Genomic DNA, 19,485 nt, shown 5'->3' with positions numbered 1-19,485 from the left:
AAAAATTGACAAGGATTTTCTATGATCTTTAGCGTATATGTTTACAAAGAATAACTAGAAATTCAACCCTATTTTATAAAAATAAGGAGGACATATGAGAAGGATCCTTGCAAATAAGTATGTTGAAATTCCCATACACTATATTCTATCAATCATTGTAATTTTCTTTTTAGGGACATTACCCCAATTATTTATCGGCATGAAACTTGATGTTACAAATTATTTCAATACTATCGTATCTACATTTTCCCGTTTTTTTGATAATAGCTCTTTTACATATTCTCATTATAATAAGGATTTATTTCCGCAAATCTTTATTCAATATAAAGAAACGGTTTTTATATTTTCAATCTCATTTCTTGTCTCTATCATTGCCTCATTTCTGATTGTTTATCTTATTTTAAAAACGTCATCGAAAACAAAAGAACGAGTAAAAATGGTTTTTGAATTCCTTGAATCGATTCCTGATATTTTACTAATCATTGGTCTTCAATTACTCATTGTTTGGATCTACAAAAAAACAAATTTACTCATAATGAACATCGCGCGAGTAGGTAATGAAAACATTGTATTTTTACCTGTATTATGTCTTAGCTTACCCACTATTTTAATGTTTACAAAATTGCTCTTATTTCGCTTCGAGATGGAGTTACAAAAAGATTATGTATTATTAGCTCGTGCCAAAGGCTTTGATAAATTATATATTTTAAATCGCCATATTTTGCGGAACGTATTACTTAGTATGCTATACTTTTCAAAAACCAATATTTGGTTTATGCTTTCGAATTTATATATTATTGAATATTTCTTTAATATTTCTGGTATTTTTTTATTCTTAAAAGAATACCCCAATCCTGAAATATTTACAATTGCTTTAATACTTATTTATACCCCCATCTTCATTGCATTTAAATTATTTGATATTTTCATTCCAAATGAATTGAAAGGAGATACTTAAAATGTGGAATATATTAAAAAAAGATAAGTATTTTCTTATTAGTATTTCCTTTTTAATTCTAGTCTTTTTAATTAGTATAGGTTTCTCTCTATACACAAACGATAATATTCCTCAATTTTCTATTAAATATGATGAAAAAGGTAATGTTCAGCCTGCACCGTTTCCACCATCCTCTACCTTTCTATTAGGAACAGATACAAGAGGATATGATTTATTACATCGTGTTATACTAGGGGCTAAATGGAGCATTGGGATTACATTTCTGATCGCCATCCTCCGTACCATATTAAGCATAGGAATTGGATTTTATATCGCATTTTATGTAAAAAGAAAATTTAGAACATTGGAAGGGATTTTTGATAGCTTCACTGTAATACCAATGACACTAATCGCCTATTTCATCTTAAATACTGTACTTAGATTTGAGAACGGCGATGTCCCTCCTCCATTCTATCAACGTGCTATATTCGAAACCATTACCTTAGTAATACTAGCACTCCCAACTCTATCCTTTTACTTTGCTAATGAAACAAAAAAGCTTCTTTCTGAAGAGTTTATGCGTGCAGCTGAAATATTAGGGGGAAGTAAATGGCACAAAATAAAAAAACATATATTACCTAATATATTTCCCATTTGTATGATTGTTTTAATTCAACAGTTTGTACAAGCATTAATTCTTCTCTCTCACCTAGGCATTTTAGAACTATTTTTTGGTGGAACTATACTAACAGGAGGAGGAAAAGAAGCAGACTCTGTTAGTAATGAATGGTCAGGATTAATAGGACTCTATTTTCGTTCTCTATCTACTCAGCCTTGGATTTCACTTGCTCCAATTGCATGCTTCATTATTACTATAATTGTAGCAAACCTCCTTGTAAGACGTGTTACACTCGCAAATGAAAATCGCTATACGAAGAACAACATAAAGGAAAATTCCGATAACATTCCTAAACAAAAATTAGAAAAAACTTCAGCAAATTCCTTTACGTTTTATAATGAGGGACAATAAAATGATATTAACGTGAAAAGAATGGATACTTTATACGTTATCCATTCTTTTTCTTTATTTCTCTTTTCTTCTCTCACCTCTATTGTCATTCAATCTACATATCATTAAAATAAATTTTCTATCTCGACTAGAGAAAGAATTTACCTCTATAAATCCACAGTATGTATAGAGCGTAATCGCTGTTGTTACACTTCTTGATGTAAACGCCAGAATAAATTTTACAGTTTTCGCTAATATGAACTTTACATTTTTATCCGCATTTGTCGCCCACTTTAGTTGGAGAAGCAGGTATGATAGCCTTGTAGAATCAGCCATGGTTCTTTTATTACTAAGGCTTCAAGGCGGTTTATCATACCTGTAGAGGCTCCATGTCAAGTGGGCTATGCGTAATCTAAAGTGTAAAATTCTCCTTGGCGTTTACACTTGATCAAAGAAAAGGCGTGAAAACGGATATTAATGCCTTATCAAACTCAAACAATCGGCACATTTTGTCATCATGAAAGGAGCTGTCTCAAAAGGTCTTTAAATACGACCTTTTGAAGATGTTTTTTCATTTTCACCTTAATATGGATAAGCTTTGGATTGAGCTGTTGTTGTCCATTTCCGTAAATTATGTGCAAAACAAATAAGACCCCATTCCAATCGATTTTTCGAAAGGCCTCGCAAGAAAAAAAGTTAGAAGAAACGATTGTATTTCATATGACCAAATACGGGTTCTACCTCTATTTTTCGTTTTCCATATAATTCTTTACCTTCTTTTGTACATAATCTATAAACATAAAGTGAAACTTTAATCAGTGAGGGTTTTTTTCATCCCCCACTGATTATTAGTTGAACCAATCGGGCTGTTACGGGCAGCCCTACTCCCACCTATCTTCCTTGCTTCTTTCTGAATCTTGAGGTGGGAGTCTTACTGCCCGTTAATGCGGGATAAAAGAATCGTTCCTTTCTTTTGATTATTTTGTTGTGGTGGCTTAATTATATCAAAAATGGACGATTCTTTTTTATATTTTACGTAAAGAAAGAGGTTGCCCAAAAGTAGCTATTCAGCTACTTTTGGGACAACCTCATTTTAATCATATGTATACAATAAGAAAAAAGGTTCAAAAGCTTTTTTCTTTTGAACCTCAACTTGATGGCTATGAAAATAAGCCCATTTTTTATATACCATACATGACATACTTACCCGTTCTCACATTAAAACCAGCGCTCTGTGACAACTTTTTTACGTGTATAAAATTGAACACCATCTTTTCCATTCGTTCCAAGATCGCCATAGAAAGATGCTTTATTTCCTGCGAAGGCAAAGAATGCCATTGGTGCTGGAACGTTAACATTTACACCAATCATTCCAGCATCGATATGATCACGGAATGTTTGCGCATGTTTACCACTTGAAGTATAAATGACTGCACCATTAGCAAATTTAGATTGATTTGTTAGTTGAATCCCTTCCTCTAAATCTTTTACTCTGACAATACTTAATACTGGAGCAAAGATTTCGTCTTGCCAAATTTTCATATTTTGATGTACTCCATCAAAAATTGTCGCCCCAACAAAATATCCGTCCTCAACATCTTCTTTTATTTGACGACCATCTACTAATAAGTTTGCTCCATCTGCTACACCGCTATTAATATAACCTATAACACGTTCTTTATGAGATTCGCGAATTAATGGTCCTACATAATTCTCTTCATGGAAGCCATCTCCTACTTTTAATTTACGCGTTTCGGATACAAGAGCATCGATAAATTCATCTGCAATTTCATCTAAAACAGCTACAACAGAGCATGCCATGCACCGCTCTCCACTACTTCCAAACGCTGATCCAATGACACCTTGCACTGTCTTTTCAAGGTTGCAATCCGGCATAACAATTGCATGATTTTTTGCACCTGCAAGCGCTTGTACTCGCTTTCCATATTTTGTTCCTGTTTCATATACATAACGGGCCACTGGCTCAGATCCAACAAAAGAAACAGCTTGAATCTCTTTATTCTCAAGAATACTATTTACAACTTCTTTTCCACCTTGCACTAAATTTAATACACCCTTTGGAAAACCAGCTTCATAAAATAATTCTACAAGTCTTTCTGCTAAAAGCGGTGTTCTCTCAGATGTTTTTAATACGAATGTATTACCACAAGCAATTGCTAGCGGGAACATCCATAACGGAATCATCATTGGGAAGTTAAATGGAGTAATACCAGCAACAACTCCAAGAGGATAGCGCCAAATTGAGCCGTCAATACCACCTGCAATATTCGGAAGCGCTTGTCCCATCATTAAATTTGGAGCTGATGTTGCCAGTTCCACTGCTTCAATTCCCCTTTGCACTTCACCACTTGCATCTTTCAATGTTTTTCCATTTTCTAATGTAATAATTTTCGAAAGTTCATCTTTATTTTCTTGCAAAAGTTGTAAATATTTATATAGCATTCTTGAACGGTTTGGAACGGGTACTTTTGACCATGTCTCATAAGCATTTTTCGCAGCCTCTACAGCACGCTCTACATCTTCTTTTGGAGAAAGAGGAACATATGCAATAATTTTTCCTGTTGCAGGATTTGGAACAGCCTCTACTTCTGTACCTGTAGATTCTACCCATTCACCGTTAATATGATTCTTCACTCGTTTAATTTCTGTTGTAATCATGTTATTCGCTCCTTTTTATTTTTTATTGACGATCATTCGTTTATTATTTATGGTTTGAAATGAGTTGTTCACTTATCTTTTTGTATAAAGCAGCCATATCTTTCTCACCATAACCAGCTTTACTTGTTTCATCATATAAATTGAGCAGCGTTTCACTTATTGGTAAGTGAAGCTCACTTTCTTTCGCTAAATCAACTGCAAATCCTAAATCTTTCTTTAATAGATTGACAGTAAATCCTGGCTCATAATTTTCTGGAGCAATAAAGCTTTTATAATTTCGTTCATAAATTCTACTTTGACCATAACTTACATTTAAAATATCAAACATTTTATCTAAATCCATATGATTCTTCTTAGCTAATATCAGAGCTTCACTAACACCTGCCGTATAAAAACCAATTAATAAATTATTAATTAGCTTTACTGTTGTGCCGCTATCAATTTGTTCACTCACATGGAAAATATTCGCTCCTAATACTTCCATTACAGGAAAAGCTTTTTCATAGACTTCTTTTGAACCACCAACCATAAAGGTTAATGTACGATTCTCCGCGCCAATTACTCCTCCGCTAACTGGTGCAGCTAAAAAGTCTACTTGTTTCTCATTTGCAAATTCTGCTATTTTCTTATTTAGTTGCGGTGCTACTGTACTTGTATCGATGAAGATAACATTTGGATGACTATTCTCAATTAAGCCTTCTTTGCCAAAATAAACAGCTTCAACAGCTCGTGAAGATGGTAAACTTGTAAAAACCACATCGCACGTTTCTGCTAATTTCGCAATGGATAACCCGATAATGCCGCCTTCTTTTTCAAAGGAAGCCTCGGCATCTTTATTTAAATCGACACCATAAACCATATAGTTTGATTTCACTAAATTTTTAGACATCGGAAGCCCCATATTCCCTAAACCGATGAAACCAATCTTTTTCATAACAATCTCCCTCCCATTTCATCCACTTTAACTATAAACTCTCTCTTACATTGTGCTCTTACACAACATATTTCCCTCGATTTATAATTGCTTTTGCAATCGCCCTCTTTTTCAGAAATAAATTCGTATATAGAGGCACAGACTGTTGACGAATTTCGTCTAGAATGGAGTTTCTTTTTTCTTCTTCTGTTACTGCTGCAGAAAGAAGCATAGTTGCAGCAGATTCTACTTTGCAGTATCCTTCTTCACAAAGTACATCTGTTATGAGCTGTTTTACACGCTCTTTTTCTTCGCCATTTTTACTTACTGCTTTTTTCGTACGTAAAAATGCTGATTCCATTACGTAAACATCTCTCAACATATCTGCGATTACACGTGAATATTCTTGTTCTTGTTTCAGTTTTATGTCAGGAGTTTGAGATAACGTTTTCAAAGATTGTTTCAACAATTGTTTTGACAATAAAATATAGCTATGATTTCTTTCTAAGTTTTCAAATAATTCTCCTTGTACCTCATGATCCATTTCTTTTAGCTGTTTCATTAACATTTTCGCAACTGTTAATCGATTAATTTCATTCGTCCCTTCAAATATGCGACTAATTCTAGCATCACGGTATAAGCGTTCCACTTCATACTCTTGCATATAACCGTAACCACCATGAATTTGTACAGCTTCATCGACGATATATCCAAGTGTTTCTGAAGCATTTACTTTATTAAGCGCACACTCTATTGCAAATTGAGACATTTTTTGCATGACGTTTTCATCATTCTCATTAATTGCTTCATCAATTATACCTGCTGTTCGGTAAGCTGCGCTTTCCGCACCATATGTAGCAATCGTCATATTTGCGATTTTTTCTTGAATCATTGTAAAATCAACGAGTTCAGTTTGGAACTGTTTACGTTCTTTTCCATATTGTACAGATAAACCAATTGCTTGTTTTGCTGTTCCGATGTTTCCAAAAGCAAGCTTCAATCTCGCGAAATTCAAAATATTTAGAGCTACATGATGTCCCTTTCCAACTTCACCCAATACATTTTTTGCCGGAATCACTACATCTTCTAAAATGAGCGTTGCTGTTGAAGAACCTTTAATGCCCATCTTTTTTTCTTCTAATCCAAGTGAAACACCTTCACATGTTCTTTCGACAATAAATGCTGTCATTCCTTCATTTGTTTTCGCAAAAACAACATATACATCTGCCATATGCGCATTTGTAATCCATTGCTTTTCACCATTTAATGTCCATTCGGTTCCATCTTCATTTAAAACGGCACTTGTTTTTGCGCTTAAAGCATCTGACCCAGCGTTTGGTTCTGTTAAAGCGTATGCACCAATCCATTCACCCGATGCAATTTTGGACAAATATTTTTCCTTTTGTTCCACTGTTCCATAATATATATACGGCAGTGTTCCTACTCCTGCATGAATATTAAAAGAAACGCTAAATGCACCTGCATATCCCATTTTCTCTGCTACAAGTCCCGAAACTACTTTCCCTAGTTCAAATCCACCATATTCTTCAGGAACTTCTATACTAAGTAGGCCCAGCTCACCAGCCTTTTTAAATAAACTGCGCGAAATTTCATAATTGTGCTGTTCGATGTTTTCAATTTGAGGTACAATTTCTTGTTTCACAAATTGTTCTGTCGTTTTTGCGATTAATTCTTCGTCACCTGAAAAGTCTTCCGGCGTAAAAAAGAATGTATGAAGTTCCTCATTTTGTGAAAAAAACTCATCCCATTGCAGCTTTGTTTTCTCCATCTATATCCTCCTATCATTTCAATCTTCATTTTATTTACAAGCAAATAGAGAATATGAAAAGACGATGCACTTCCACATCAAGCAGTTGTGTTTGCCAAAGATGTATCGTCATCGCCTTTTCTTTTTGTTATTGATCTTCAGATAAAACAGTCTTCGCAATTCCGTTATCTAATTCTTCAAAATCATGATATGAAATTGTTTCATACAGTTCACTTCTCGTCTGCATATTTGATAATCCTTCTTTTTGCGAGCCCGTTTCTTTAATAAGTGTAAATATTCGCTCATATGCTTTTGCTGCAACGCGAAGTGATGTAACAGGATAAATGACCATTTGGAATCCCATATTAGCAAATTCTTCTGCACTATAATACGGCGTTTTCCCAAATTCAGTCATATTTGCAAGTAACGGAACGTTCACTTTACTGTTAAATAAACGAAATTCTTCTTCCGATTGAAGCGCTTCTGGAAAAATAGCATCTGCTCCTGCTTCGACATAAGCAATCGCTCTTTCAATCGCTGCATCCAATCCTTCTACAGCTCGAGCATCCGTACGCGCTACAACAACAAGTGATGGTGCAACTTCTTTAATAGCCTTAATTTTTTGTATCAACTCTTCAGTTGTAACAAGTTTTTTCCCATTTAAATGTCCGCATTTTTTCGGCAGTTGTTGATCTTCAATTTGAACAGCAGCAACATTCGCTTCTACCATTTCTACAGCCGTACGCGCTACATTGAGTACACCACCAAATCCTGTATCAATATCAACAAGAAGAGGTAAATCTGTCGCTCTAACAAGATCTCTTGCTCTTTCAGCTACTTCCGTAGATGTCACGATCCCCAAATCTGGCAATCCTTTGCTTGCTGTATAAGCAGCTCCCGATAAATAAAGAGCAGAAAAACCGGTGTTTTTTGCTACGAGAGCAGCCATTGCATCATGTGCACCAGGAATTTGTAAAATTTCAGGCGCTTCTACTAAAGCCCGGAATCGATTCGCAAGCTCTTCTTGTGTTGATTGTTTGTTCACAACCCAAGCCATCCTTATTCCCCCTATATTAAGAAAAGATCTACAAATTCATTTACATTCATATTTTCTAATTTTTCTTCATTCAAACATACTTCATGTATTTTTTCTTGTTGCTTATTAGCGTAATGACCAGCGATATTGGCAGAAAACTTCTGGATAATCTTTGGAATCGCCTCATCGCGACGGAAACGGTGTCCTAGTGGATATTCACATTCGACATTTTCTGTTGCTGTGCCATCTTTAAAATGAACTTGTACAGCATTGGCGATTGAGCGCTTGTTCGGATCGAGGTAATCCAAACTATATTGTTTATTTTCTACAACAACCATCTTATTTCGTAATTCATCTACGCGCGGATTAGAAGCTGCTTCATCCTCATAATCATCCGCAACGATATCCCCTTTTAATAAGCCAATTGCAGTAATATATTGCAAGCAATGATCGCGATCAGCTGGATTATTTAATGGTCCTTCTTTATCAATAATGCGAATAGCTGACTCATGTGTCGTAATCGTAATACGATCAATTTCATCCAATCGCCCCTTCACTTCTGGATGTAATTTCACTGCGCATTCAGCTGCAGTTTGCGCATGGAATTCTGCTGGATAGGATACTTTAAATAATACATTTTCCATGACATAAGAATCTAAATGTCTTGCTAGTTTTAATTCTTGCTTATTAAATAGTACATCTTGGAATCCCCATCCTGGTGCAGATAACGCTGTTGGATATCCCATCTCTCCTTTTAATGCAGTAAGAGCAAGGTGAACACCGCGGCTCGTTGCATCCCCAGCTGCCCAAGACTTACGAGAACCTGTATTTGGAGCGTGACGGTATGTACGAAGGCTCGAATTATCAATCCATGCGTGAGAAAGTGCGTTAAAGATTTCCTCGCGTGTACCACCAAGCATTTTCGTAACAACTGCCGTTGTTGCCACTTTTACATATAAGACATGATCTAGCCCGACGCGATTTAAACTATTTTCTAATGCAAGAACACCTTGAATCTCATGAGCTTTAATCATCATTTCCAGTATATCTTTTACTTTTAAAGGTTCTTTTCCTTCCGAAATGCGAACGCGGCTTATATAATCTGCAACAGCTAAAATGCCTCCTAAATTATCTGATGGATGTCCCCATTCTGCTGCAAGCCATGTATCGTTATAATCTAACCACCGAATCATACATCCAATATTAAATGCACCTTTTACTGGATCTAATACATAAGATGTACCTGGTACACGTGTGCCATTTGGTACGATCGTTCCTGGTACAACCGGTCCAAGTAATTTCGTACACTCTGGATATTGTAATGCTAAAATACCGCATCCAAGTGTATCAAGTAGCACATAACGCGCGGTGCTGAATGCTTCTACACTTGTCACCTCTTTATTTAATACATAGTCCGTAATCTCTTCTAAAATTGCATCTTTTTGTTTAATTTCATTTGTTTTAATCACGCTATCCTTCCCTTTCTGTCGAAAATTCGTTATTATTAGGATGGGTGTCGGTCAAACACCCATCTGGCGGGCGGCCTTAACAACTCCCCAGTTGTTTTTTATTTGCTAAGCACATGTCGCTCGCCAATATAATTTACACGAGGACGGAACAATCGATTATTTGCATGCTGTTCAATTACGTGCGCACATAAGCCCACCGTTCTTGAACTGAAAAAGATTGGCGTATAGAGTTGAATCGGAATACCGAGCATCCAATACACTGGAGCTGCATAATAATCCAAGTTTGGATAAATTCCTTTTTCCTTCTCCATAATTTTCTCTCCAGCTTCACACATTTCATATAATGTATAATCCCCTTTTACATCACATAATTGTTTTAAAGCCTCTTTCATCATAAGCGCTCTTGGATCCATCTTCTTCATATAGACGCGGTGTCCAAATCCCATAATTTTTTCTTTGTTATACAATTTCTTTTGGAGTAATTCCTCAAACTTTTCAACAGTACCTGCCTCTAACAACATGTACATAACAGCTTCATTTGCACCGCCATGTAAGCTTCCTTTTAAAGATGCCACAGCACCTGTTAAAGCTCCATATAAATCCGACTGCGTCGATGCGATGACACGAGCTGTAAATGTAGAATTCGGCATTTCGTGCTCACTATATAAAACTAAAGAGCGGTCAAATATCTTTTCTTCAAGTTCAGTCGGCTTCTTACCTGTTAACATATAAAAGAAATTCGCACTATATGACAATTCTTTCAATGGCTGAATAGGCTCTTTATCATTTAAAATATGATAACTATTTGCCACGATATTTGGTACTTTGCTTAACAATTTGTACCCGCGGCTTTTATTTACTTCCAATGAACGATTTTCAATATCATGATCGTAACCAGCTAATGCTGATACCCCTGTACGTAATCCATCCATTGGATGCGTTTCTTTCGGTAATGCTTTCAATACATGAAATACGCCATCTGGCACTTCATATTCTTCTTTTAATTTCTTTTCAAGCGCCTGTTTTTCATCTGCGCTCGGTAAATGTTCTTCCAATAAAAGGTGCACAATATCTAAATATTCTTTCTTCTTTGATAGTTCAATTAAGTCATACCCTTGAATTACGATTTCACCTTTTACTGTGTCAAGAAACGATATTTTTGTCTCGGCTGCAACTACACCGTCTAATCCCGGGGAAAATTTTTCTTCAGCTCTCATTACTATTTCCTCCAATCCTAATAGATTTTTGTGCACATAAATGTAAGCCTTTACAACGATAGAAAACTACATTTCTATTTCAATGTATCAGAGTTTTTAGAAGATTTCAATTTATTTTATAACGATACGTTCCCTGTACTTTTCCTGATGTAACACTACTACTTTTCAAAAATAATATTTACGCTTTTTATAACAAAATATGAAATGCGCTATTTAATGTTGAAGCTAAATATATAGTTTTTTAGCAAAATTAGACATAACACATTAACTTGAAATAAGTACAAAAAAACGAGTGATACAAATATGTCACTCGTTTTAAAATGTGTTTATGTTATTTGGATTCAAATACAATTTTCATATAAAATTTTTTTATTTTTAATAAAGTTATTATTTTCTCTCATTCTTCATCATTCCTCTGATAGTTTTTATTCTTCATGCACCTTTCTGATCCATATAAGAATATACTGTTATATCCTACAATTTAGGAGTGATCACTTATGTATACCTTTCCCGCAAGAATCACGGTAGCAGCTCCCGTTTCTCCTTCTATACGTGTCGCACCAGTACATGCCGGCACTTCTGATGTTGGCGTGGCCCTTCCTACAACATGGCAGCATTATCAATCTCCTTGGGGAGCAACTCCTTCTTTTTGGCAGCACGGCAATCATTCAACTAGTAGTTCAGGTTATCAACCTCCTCTACATCCTCCGTTACAAATTTTTTATCATTTTCCATCCATCTATTTTCAAAATTTTTATGGAACATTCAATATATAATGATTTAGGAAAGGTTATAATCTATTTTCTCATCATTACGTTTAAAAATTAAAAAGCCCCTATCATGCGAATTTATATCGCAATTATAGGGGCTTTTATCAATCATGCTATGCTACAATCTTTAAGAAAATTTACGCTCACTGTCCGCCATTTGAGCTAGTTGTCGTTTCTCCTTGACTTCCACCACTACTTGGTGGTGGATTTCCTTGACCATTTCCGCTATTTGATGGCGTCTGATTTCCTTGATTATTTCCGTTTCCGCTATTTGGTGGTGTTTGATTTCCTTGATTATTTCCATGTCCACTATTTGGTGGCGTTTGATTTTCTTGACCGTTTCCGCCATTTGATGGTGTTTGATTTCCTTGATTACTTTCATTTTGCTTATTAGCGGCATCTTCTTGTTTTTGTTCATTTTTCTTATTCTCTTCATCTTGTTGTTTTTTCTCTTCTTCTAACTTCTGTTGCTCTTGTTTCTTTTTCTCTTCCTCTAACTTCTGCTGCTCTTGTTTCTTTTTCTCTTCCTCTAACTTCTGCTGCTCTTGTTGTTTCTCTTGATCATCGTTTTGCTTTTGATCATTTGAGCTTGAATTTGACTTGCTCGGATTTGGAGACGAATCAGATTTTGCACCTTTTACTCGCAATTCGCTGCCCTCTTGAATAACGCTGCTCGGCTTTTTAAATTTCGCCTTACTGGAGCCGAATTCACTCATCATTTCTTTAAAAATAAGCTGAGCAATCTTTGTATTCTTACTGCTAATATAATTTTCTTTGCTATTTTGCATATAGCCAGTCCATACTGCCATTGTATATTCAGGGGTATAACCAGCAAACCAACTGTCACGTGCAGCACTTGATGGCAAATGATACTTCGCTACGTCTTCAGCTGAATAATTTGTTGTTCCCGTCTTACCTGCAATATCTAAAGAACTTACATTTGCTGCTGTACCTGTACCTGACTGAACAACTGAACGTAACATATCGGTAATCATATATGCAGTATAATCTTCCATAACCGTTTTTGCTTTTGATTCAAAACTTTTTGATTTTCCGTCTGGATAAACAACTTCTTTTACAAAGTGTGGTTTTATATATTTTCCACCATTACCGAATGCTGCGTATGCTCCAGCTAATTCTGTTGGTGAGGCTTCATTACTACCAATGGCCGTTGATTCTACTGCCGCTTTATTAAATGGAATTCCTAAACTTTCTGAAAACCCTTGTGCTTTTCGTAAACCAACTTCCTTCGCTGTTTTAATCGCTGGTATGTTTCGAGATAGTTTCAATGCATCGCGCATTGTCATCAAACCTTTATAAGATCGATCCGCATTTTGCACTTGTTGGCCTGTTGAATACTTATATGGCGAGTCATCTACTTGATGATATGTTGGCCATTTTAAATATTCTATTGCTGGACCGTAATCAAAAATTGGTTTCATGGTTGAACCTACAGAGCGATCTAATTCAATAGCCATATTCTTCCCTTTAAATGTAGCTTTATTTTCACCGCGACCACTGCCTATAGCACGAATTTCTCCTGTTTTTGTATCCATAAACGTGAACGCGCTTTGGAATTGATCGTTTGGATAAGCAATAATATTTTCATTTAACAGTTTATCTGCAAAATCTTGTGCTTTTGGATCTAACGTTGTGTAAATAGATAAACCATCTGAGCCAATATTCGCATCTGGTAATTCTTGTTCTACTTCTTTTACTACTGCATCTATAAATGCAGGATACGGCATTTCTGCAATTTGTTTAGCTGGACGTAATCCTTTTGTCACTGGCACTTTTGCAGCTTCTTCCATTTGTTCTTTAGAAATGTAACCATGTCGATTCATAAGACGAAGCACAACATTTCTTCTCTCTGTTGCCTTCTCCACATTTTGTGATTTTGTTGGGTCATAATTGTTCGGTGCTTTTGGTAACCCCGCAAGCATCGCCACTTCTGGTAATGTTAACTCTTTCAATTCCTTACCATAATAGTTTTCTGCTGCTGTTGCGATACCGTATGAACGATTTCCTAAGTTAATTTTGTTTAAATACATCTCTAAAATTTCATGTTTTGAATATTGCTGCTCTAACTTATACGCTAAATATATCTCTTGCGCTTTCCGCTTCGGTGTTTTATCCATAGATAAAAAATAATTCTTAATTACTTGTTGCGTAATCGTACTTCCACCTTGCGATCCATACTCTCCCTTTAAGCTGACTAAAACAGCACGTGCTGTCCCTTTAAAGTCAACCCCACTATGTTCATAAAACCGTGCATCTTCCGTAGCCAAAAATGCATTTTCAACTAACTTTGGTATTTGATCATACGTTACATTTGTTCGTTTTTCTTTTCCGTATTCATATATCAACTTTTTATCTTTATCATAAATTTTTGCTGATAACGGATTAACAAGCTTTGATTTTTCTAATTTAGGGGCATCCTTTATCATAATGAAAAAGGTAGTGACTCCTCCTACAAGCGCTACAATTCCAAATATTAAACAACCAATTAAAAATTTGCGAAAAAACGACGCTTTTTCTTTTCCTTTTTCTGTTCCCTTTCTTTTTTTCACAGCTGGTTGCTGTTTCTTTTGAATTTGTCTTCGCTCTTCTCGAGAACGATAATTTTCTGACATGTTTCTTTCTCCTACCTTTCAATTCTCTCATTGATTTACTTGAAAACAAAATTCAAACATTGCTTGCATTGATAAACATACTATCCTCTTCAAAATAATAATTTTATCAAAAAGCAATCTAAAAGTATAACAAACTCCCATGATAGCTTATACCAATAGCAAAATGCTTTTTGAATTTTTCAATCCCTCTATTAATATTGTTCATTTTTTGAACATAAAATATAAGAGATTACATTTCAAGTGATTCCAGTAAGGTCCCCGCATAAAATCATATGCATTTTTTACATTGATCAAACATCTCCAAATGAAAACATACTCGCAAAGCAAAGGTGACATAAAAATAGCACAACAATATGAACTTCGTGTGAACTCATTAAAAAGCAAGGAGAACAACTCATATTCATACTTAATATACATCATCTATGTATTAGAATTCTACAAAATAGCAGGTTTTTCTCTAGTTAACATTTAAATATATTAAAGAAAGGAGCTGAACAAACGTGACTTTATATCCAGTAATTTCTAAAAACTTAGTCGCTGTCGGTTATAATCCATCATCTATGATTTTACGAATTGAATTTCGAAATGGCACATATGATTTTTTTGATGTCCCGGAAAGCGTTTACAAAGAACTGTTAAATGCTCAATCAAAAAGCTACTATCATGACACGTATATAAAAAATTCTTATCGTCACACTAGAGTTTAATATGATTGTGCACGAAAAAAGGAGCATTACGTCTTATAACGCTCCTTTTTTATTAAGATGAAAGATATTCATAATACCATCCTCTTTCATCTAACCAAGCAGTGAATTTGTCCATTTCTGGATTGCTCATTTTCTCTGTTAATACATACGGATTACCATTCTTTCCTTCAAAAATAATGGTAGCTTTTATATTTCGCTCTACTAAAACTTCAGAAACTTCTTTTATAGCGCCTATACCTAACCCGCCTGTTTTAATTTTTCTTCTTCCATCATCCGCCAATGAAACTCCCCCTCCTACAAACCATGATAAATTTTTATTTCCTATTAAATAATTCAAATCACATTTCCCAATTCCAGGGACATTTCCTGTCTCTGTATATTGCCATATATCACATTCATATGCAGGCTTGTTCCCACCGTAACGCGGCAACCAAAGGAAGTCTGCCTTCACCCCACTTAGTCCATACTTATTATACATATGGTGACTTACATAGAACCCAACTTTCCACCCCGCTGCTTTACACGTCTGAATAAAGGCTTGTGAAGCAGCAGCCAACTGATCTGGACCACAACTTTTAAGTGTATCGTCTTCTACATCTAATACGAGGAACTTCGCATTTGGATTTGTTCGAGCCATAAAGTCCTTTGCTTCTACAATGGCATCTTGTACAGAAACAAAACAGCCATACGCATAAGCACCATGAGGTACACCACGCTTCTCTAAATTTGCAACATAATTTTTATACTGCTCATCTGCTGTTCTTGACCCATATTGTACACGGCATATGGCAAGAGCAATTTGAGGAGCAGCTACATCCCAGTTAATATCACCATTCCATTTCGAAAGATCAACTATATGTTTTTCCATTCTTTCTCCCCTTTCTTAATATCCTATTCAAAATTTTATAGATGGATTGTTCCAATACCTAAGTTTTGTACTACCTTACAACATGTATATAAGTAAAACGACTTGAACTAGGTATAAATCAGTAAGAGTTTCTTCATCCCCTACTAATCCCATAAGATCAACGCCCCTAAACATGAAGATTTTGTATACGCTGCTATCATTTTATTTCACTTACTCGTACACATTACAAACAAAAAAAGAGTAACGCCTTGTTACTCCACACCTACTATTCCTTTTCCCTTATAGTCTTTCTCATTTTTCACATTGATATATATACAGTGCCTAACTGTCCATTTTTAAATTTTTGTCCCCAATAAAGTTGTATGTATATTCGTAGCTACATTTCTCAAAGAAAACCAATCTTTTAATATATAACAATAAATCCTCCTTGTAAAATCTTCATTTCACATGCTTTCTCAGTTTCTCCATTTCATTTTGCAACTTCCGAATTTGATCAAAATGTAATGGAATGGATGCATTAGTATTTCTCTTATGATCTTGCTTTACGAGCAATACACCTGTGTCATAGAAAAATGCTTCTAATCCTTCTCTTATAAAAATTTTCGTAATATGAGCTGTTTTTATAGCGGATAAAATTGCAACTTCATTAAAAAATAATTCGATCTTATTTGGGCAAAATGCTTCTTCTAACAATGTAACTTTATATGCATGAATAAACGCAATAAGACGACTTGATTTAGGATTTGTTAAATCTACTTGTGTAATAACATCATTCATATCATCAGCTTCTCCTTTACGATTGTGTCCCGCATATACCCACTCATTTATTAATTTCATCTTACTCATAGTATAGTCAGAATATCTCAAACTGCATATTCAATCAAGAATTGTGACTTTTTCCTATTAAAATCCTTTAACATTCCTATTGCCTGAATATACTTACGAACCTTTCTAAAGAACAAATCATACTATACATTTAACTATTATTTATAAAGCAGGTGAAAAAATGCCCTCAGTTGTTGCAAATTTAGTTGTTCAAAACAGTAATGGCTCCTTCAATTTAGGTGATTTTTATAATGTCTCGCCAAAAGAAAATACAAAAGCTTATAGTGGTTCAGGTGCTTCTAATGTGGCGGTTGTAGTTAGTACTTTTAATGGTATTAGTACAACAAATACGTTTGATTCTGATGTAGCAGATCAAAGTCAATTTGGAACAACTTAACTTCACAATTTATACACAGAGCTACATAACATATATTGCTCTGTGTCACATACATAAAAAAACCCATGAATCATTCATGGGTTTACTTGTTCAAAATCGGATAAAATTTATTTTAAATGTAATGTATACGCGCCATTTCTATTTTCATATTTATAGACATACAAGTAATATTTCCCTGGTTTTGCTCTATATGTCCCTTTAATGACATCGCCATCATTTTGACCATATGCTACATAATTTTGCAAATCAGATTCATGATAAAGGAGCCATGTCATTCCAATTTTTCGTTCATTAGATGCAGAAAGTTCAATATTTTGCGGCGAACTGATGTTAAAGGTATATACATCAACATGATCATGATTGTTCAAATTTCCCTTTATCGACTTATTCATCTCCAAAACATTTGCTTCTGTTAATTGATTATTTGGTTCCTGTTCTACGCTCTGTACCATTTGTTGATCCGTGGCGCCCTCTGATTCTAATCTTGCTGGATGAAATCCTAACTTAGATAAGATTGCTTTCAAGTCAGGTAAAACTCCTATTTTATCTGTAACTGGATTTTGAGACTGCGTTCCAGTACTAGGATTACTTAAAATGTCTCTTAACTCTTCCGGTGTATACGGTTGTCCTAAATGTTCTTTGGCGATACCTTGTAATGATGTAGCTGCCCCTGCAATAATCGGCGAAGCGCTCGATGTTCCGTTAAAGGAAGACGTATACAAGTTAGTTGCCTCTCTACTTGGTTCCGCATGCGTTGTATCTACATGTTCTCCCCATCCGTATGTATCAATTCTACTTCCATAATTAGAAAACCATAGCCGTTTATGTGGAAATGTTGATGAACTTGCTCCTACCATAATAGCACCTGAATCTTTAAAATCCGGACTATTACGATTTAAAACTTGTTTACCATCTCTGTCCCGAAATTGATCCAGATCATTCCCGCCATTAGCCCCTGCCTCAATGATGACGATTCCTTTATTTGTTCCGGCACGAATTGCATCAAATACATCTGGTTGCACTTCTACAGGTAAATATTTATTTCCATATCCATCATAAGAAGACTGTGCCTCTAGTAATAAAATATCGCCAGGTTGTAAATCATTCACAGCACTTAATATCGCATCAGCTGTATTATAATCACCATTATTGCGTATTTGAGAGATTACTTTCACTCTTGCTTTTGGCGCAATACCTATATTACCAATCTCATTATCTACTGCGGAAACAATTCCTAATACAGAAGTTCCATGACCAACATGCTGATTTATATTTTGACCAGACATCAGTTCAATCTTTTGTTGTACTAAGTCCTCATGATTTAATAACCAACCATATTCCATATCTACAAAGGTTGTTCCTTTTCCATCTCCACCTTTAATACTCCATGCATAAGTCGCATTAATGCCATATGGTGCTGCTGCAAGATATCCCTGTTTTCCAAATCTAGGATCGTCATATGGATGAAGGAAAAGATGATTAGGCATTTCAGGTGGTGCTAACTGTTCTTTTTCTTGTACATACGCATCCTCTATAAGAGGAGATTTTTTTAGTTTCTTTAATACACTTTTTTCTTCTATATCATTAGGTACTCGTAACATATAATAGTTTAATAAACTAGCAGATAATTGATCATCCTGTCCTGTTGCATTTTTATCGATATTTCGAATCTCATTTGGATTCAAAGATGTGAATAAACGCTGTAATGTAAATGTTGGAAATTCATCAAAAAACTCACTTAATACTTCATCTTTTTTTTCACTTATAATTCGTTTCTCAATTCCATCTTCATAAGGGAATTGATTATCATTTTTTAACTTTATAATCAGTCGCTTTCCATTCACTTCTACTTGTTGATCTGCATAATACTTTTCACTCGCATACACTGTATTTTCAATCTTTCCAAATCCTACCCTCTCTACTCCTGTACAAATTGTAAGTGCAACTGTAGAAAGAAATATTCCTTTTAAAACCTTTCTCATTTCATCCTCTACCTTCTTTTCGTCTATATATTATCCATAAATATAAATGTCTTAATATATAAATTATAGTGAACAGCATGTTGAACCACAATCTATTTTTATATGCAATTTTTCATACGAAATTGTTCATTGTATAAAATACAAGTTTAATCTTTTTTCCGATTTCCTCTAGATAATTCATTTGTTGTATCACTTCTACCCTTTGACTATTTTTTTAAGCATTTTTAATCTACAATATGTACTTTTCACTCATAAAAATATCATAACTAACTCAT

Annotated in this window: 15 protein-coding genes and 1 pseudogene; 5 read left to right on the top strand and 11 right to left on the bottom strand. The window is 34.9% G+C overall.

What is annotated here, in order from left to right; all coding sequences use genetic code 11:
- Nucleotides 1-94: 94 nt before the first annotated feature.
- Complete coding sequence (locus MR063_RS07745) at nt 95-958, top strand: ABC transporter permease subunit (RefSeq protein WP_242195944.1); 864 nt, start codon at nt 95-97, stop codon at nt 956-958.
- Nucleotide 959: 1 nt separating this feature from the next.
- Nucleotides 960-1,967, top strand: a complete 1,008-nt coding sequence (locus MR063_RS07740; RefSeq protein WP_242195941.1) for an ABC transporter permease — start codon at nt 960-962, stop codon at nt 1,965-1,967.
- Nucleotides 1,968-2,528: 561 nt separating this feature from the next.
- On the opposite strand, the pseudogene MR063_RS07735 reads toward MR063_RS07740, so the two are convergent.
- The 7 genes and pseudogenes from MR063_RS07735 to mmgD form a co-directional block, all read right to left on the bottom strand.
- A pseudogene (locus MR063_RS07735) lies at nt 2,529-2,738 on the bottom strand (transposase); the annotation flags it as partial.
- Nucleotides 2,739-3,164: 426 nt separating this feature from the next.
- Nucleotides 3,165-4,625: a CoA-acylating methylmalonate-semialdehyde dehydrogenase gene (locus MR063_RS07730; protein WP_242195939.1), complete on the bottom strand. Its 1,461-nt coding sequence runs from the start codon at nt 4,623-4,625 to the stop codon at nt 3,165-3,167.
- A gap of 43 nt (nt 4,626-4,668) precedes the next feature.
- Complete coding sequence (locus tag MR063_RS07725; RefSeq protein WP_313928799.1) at nt 4,669-5,565, bottom strand: NAD(P)-dependent oxidoreductase; 897 nt, start codon at nt 5,563-5,565, stop codon at nt 4,669-4,671.
- Nucleotides 5,566-5,617: 52 nt separating this feature from the next.
- Entirely contained in the window at nt 5,618-7,327 is a 1,710-nt protein-coding gene (locus MR063_RS07720; protein ID WP_242195933.1) for an acyl-CoA dehydrogenase family protein, read from the bottom strand.
- A 127-nt stretch (nt 7,328-7,454) separates the two neighbouring features.
- Nucleotides 7,455-8,363: a methylisocitrate lyase gene (gene prpB, locus MR063_RS07715; RefSeq protein ID WP_242195930.1), complete on the bottom strand. Its 909-nt coding sequence runs from the start codon at nt 8,361-8,363 to the stop codon at nt 7,455-7,457.
- Nucleotides 8,364-8,374: 11 nt separating this feature from the next.
- Nucleotides 8,375-9,811 (bottom strand): 2-methylcitrate dehydratase, encoded by a 1,437-nt coding sequence (gene prpD, locus MR063_RS07710; RefSeq protein ID WP_396021824.1) that lies wholly within the window; start codon nt 9,809-9,811, stop codon nt 8,375-8,377.
- 98 nt (nt 9,812-9,909) lie between these two features.
- Nucleotides 9,910-11,028, bottom strand: a complete 1,119-nt coding sequence (mmgD, locus tag MR063_RS07705; RefSeq protein WP_242195927.1) for a citrate synthase — start codon at nt 11,026-11,028, stop codon at nt 9,910-9,912.
- A gap of 497 nt (nt 11,029-11,525) precedes the next feature.
- Here mmgD and MR063_RS07700 point away from each other — a divergent pair, with 497 nt between their 5' ends.
- Nucleotides 11,526-11,804: a hypothetical protein gene (locus tag MR063_RS07700; RefSeq protein ID WP_242195924.1), complete on the top strand. Its 279-nt coding sequence runs from the start codon at nt 11,526-11,528 to the stop codon at nt 11,802-11,804.
- Nucleotides 11,805-11,941: 137 nt separating this feature from the next.
- On the opposite strand, the gene MR063_RS07695 is transcribed toward MR063_RS07700, so the two are convergent.
- Nucleotides 11,942-14,431 (bottom strand): transglycosylase domain-containing protein, encoded by a 2,490-nt coding sequence (locus tag MR063_RS07695; protein WP_242195921.1) that lies wholly within the window; start codon nt 14,429-14,431, stop codon nt 11,942-11,944.
- Between the two features lie 500 nt (nt 14,432-14,931).
- Between MR063_RS07695 and MR063_RS07690 the strand changes: the two genes are divergently transcribed.
- Nucleotides 14,932-15,138: a KTSC domain-containing protein gene (locus MR063_RS07690; protein WP_242195919.1), complete on the top strand. Its 207-nt coding sequence runs from the start codon at nt 14,932-14,934 to the stop codon at nt 15,136-15,138.
- Nucleotides 15,139-15,190: 52 nt separating this feature from the next.
- On the opposite strand, the gene MR063_RS07685 is transcribed toward MR063_RS07690, so the two are convergent.
- A complete protein-coding gene (locus MR063_RS07685) occupies nt 15,191-16,006 on the bottom strand; it encodes a GH25 family lysozyme (protein WP_242195916.1) in 816 nt (271 codons plus the stop codon).
- Nucleotides 16,007-16,444: 438 nt separating this feature from the next.
- Entirely contained in the window at nt 16,445-16,783 is a 339-nt protein-coding gene (locus MR063_RS07680) for a hypothetical protein (RefSeq protein WP_242196285.1), read from the bottom strand.
- A 229-nt stretch (nt 16,784-17,012) separates the two neighbouring features.
- Here MR063_RS07680 and MR063_RS07675 point away from each other — a divergent pair, with 229 nt between their 5' ends.
- Nucleotides 17,013-17,228 (top strand): spore germination protein, encoded by a 216-nt coding sequence (locus tag MR063_RS07675; protein WP_242195912.1) that lies wholly within the window; start codon nt 17,013-17,015, stop codon nt 17,226-17,228.
- 107 nt (nt 17,229-17,335) lie between these two features.
- Here MR063_RS07675 and MR063_RS07670 read toward each other — a convergent pair whose 3' ends face one another.
- Nucleotides 17,336-19,210 (bottom strand): S8 family peptidase, encoded by a 1,875-nt coding sequence (locus MR063_RS07670; RefSeq protein ID WP_242195909.1) that lies wholly within the window; start codon nt 19,208-19,210, stop codon nt 17,336-17,338.
- Between the last annotated feature and the right edge of the window lie 275 nt (nt 19,211-19,485).

It is taken from the genome of Bacillus cereus group sp. BfR-BA-01492, from assembly GCF_022662815.1.
Lineage (GTDB): Bacteria > Bacillota > Bacilli > Bacillales > Bacillaceae_G > Bacillus_A > Bacillus_A cereus_BD.
Note: the sequence above shows the minus strand (reverse complement) of the source record. Positions and strands in the feature narration are given on the sequence as shown.

Excerpts from the sequence above, each read along its gene's own strand:
- MR063_RS07700 (WP_242195924.1), top strand. The coding sequence starts at position 11,526 with ATGTATACCTTTCCCGCAAGAATCACGGTAGCAGCTCCCGTTTCTCCT.
- MR063_RS07685 (WP_242195916.1), bottom strand. The coding sequence starts at position 16,006 with ATGGAAAAACATATAGTTGATCTTTCGAAATGGAATGGTGATATTAAC.
- MR063_RS07730 (WP_242195939.1), bottom strand. The coding sequence starts at position 4,625 with ATGATTACAACAGAAATTAAACGAGTGAAGAATCATATTAACGGTGAA.
- MR063_RS07745 (WP_242195944.1), top strand. The coding sequence starts at position 95 with ATGAGAAGGATCCTTGCAAATAAGTATGTTGAAATTCCCATACACTAT.
- MR063_RS07680 (WP_242196285.1), bottom strand. The coding sequence starts at position 16,783 with ATGAATGATGTTATTACACAAGTAGATTTAACAAATCCTAAATCAAGT.
- MR063_RS07740 (WP_242195941.1), top strand. The coding sequence starts at position 960 with ATGTGGAATATATTAAAAAAAGATAAGTATTTTCTTATTAGTATTTCC.
- prpB (WP_242195930.1), bottom strand. The coding sequence starts at position 8,363 with ATGGCTTGGGTTGTGAACAAACAATCAACACAAGAAGAGCTTGCGAAT.
- mmgD (WP_242195927.1), bottom strand. The coding sequence starts at position 11,028 with ATGAGAGCTGAAGAAAAATTTTCCCCGGGATTAGACGGTGTAGTTGCA.
- MR063_RS07670 (WP_242195909.1), bottom strand. The coding sequence starts at position 19,210 with ATGAGAAAGGTTTTAAAAGGAATATTTCTTTCTACAGTTGCACTTACA.
- MR063_RS07675 (WP_242195912.1), top strand. The coding sequence starts at position 17,013 with ATGCCCTCAGTTGTTGCAAATTTAGTTGTTCAAAACAGTAATGGCTCC.
- MR063_RS07720 (WP_242195933.1), bottom strand. The coding sequence starts at position 7,327 with ATGGAGAAAACAAAGCTGCAATGGGATGAGTTTTTTTCACAAAATGAG.
- MR063_RS07695 (WP_242195921.1), bottom strand. The coding sequence starts at position 14,431 with ATGTCAGAAAATTATCGTTCTCGAGAAGAGCGAAGACAAATTCAAAAG.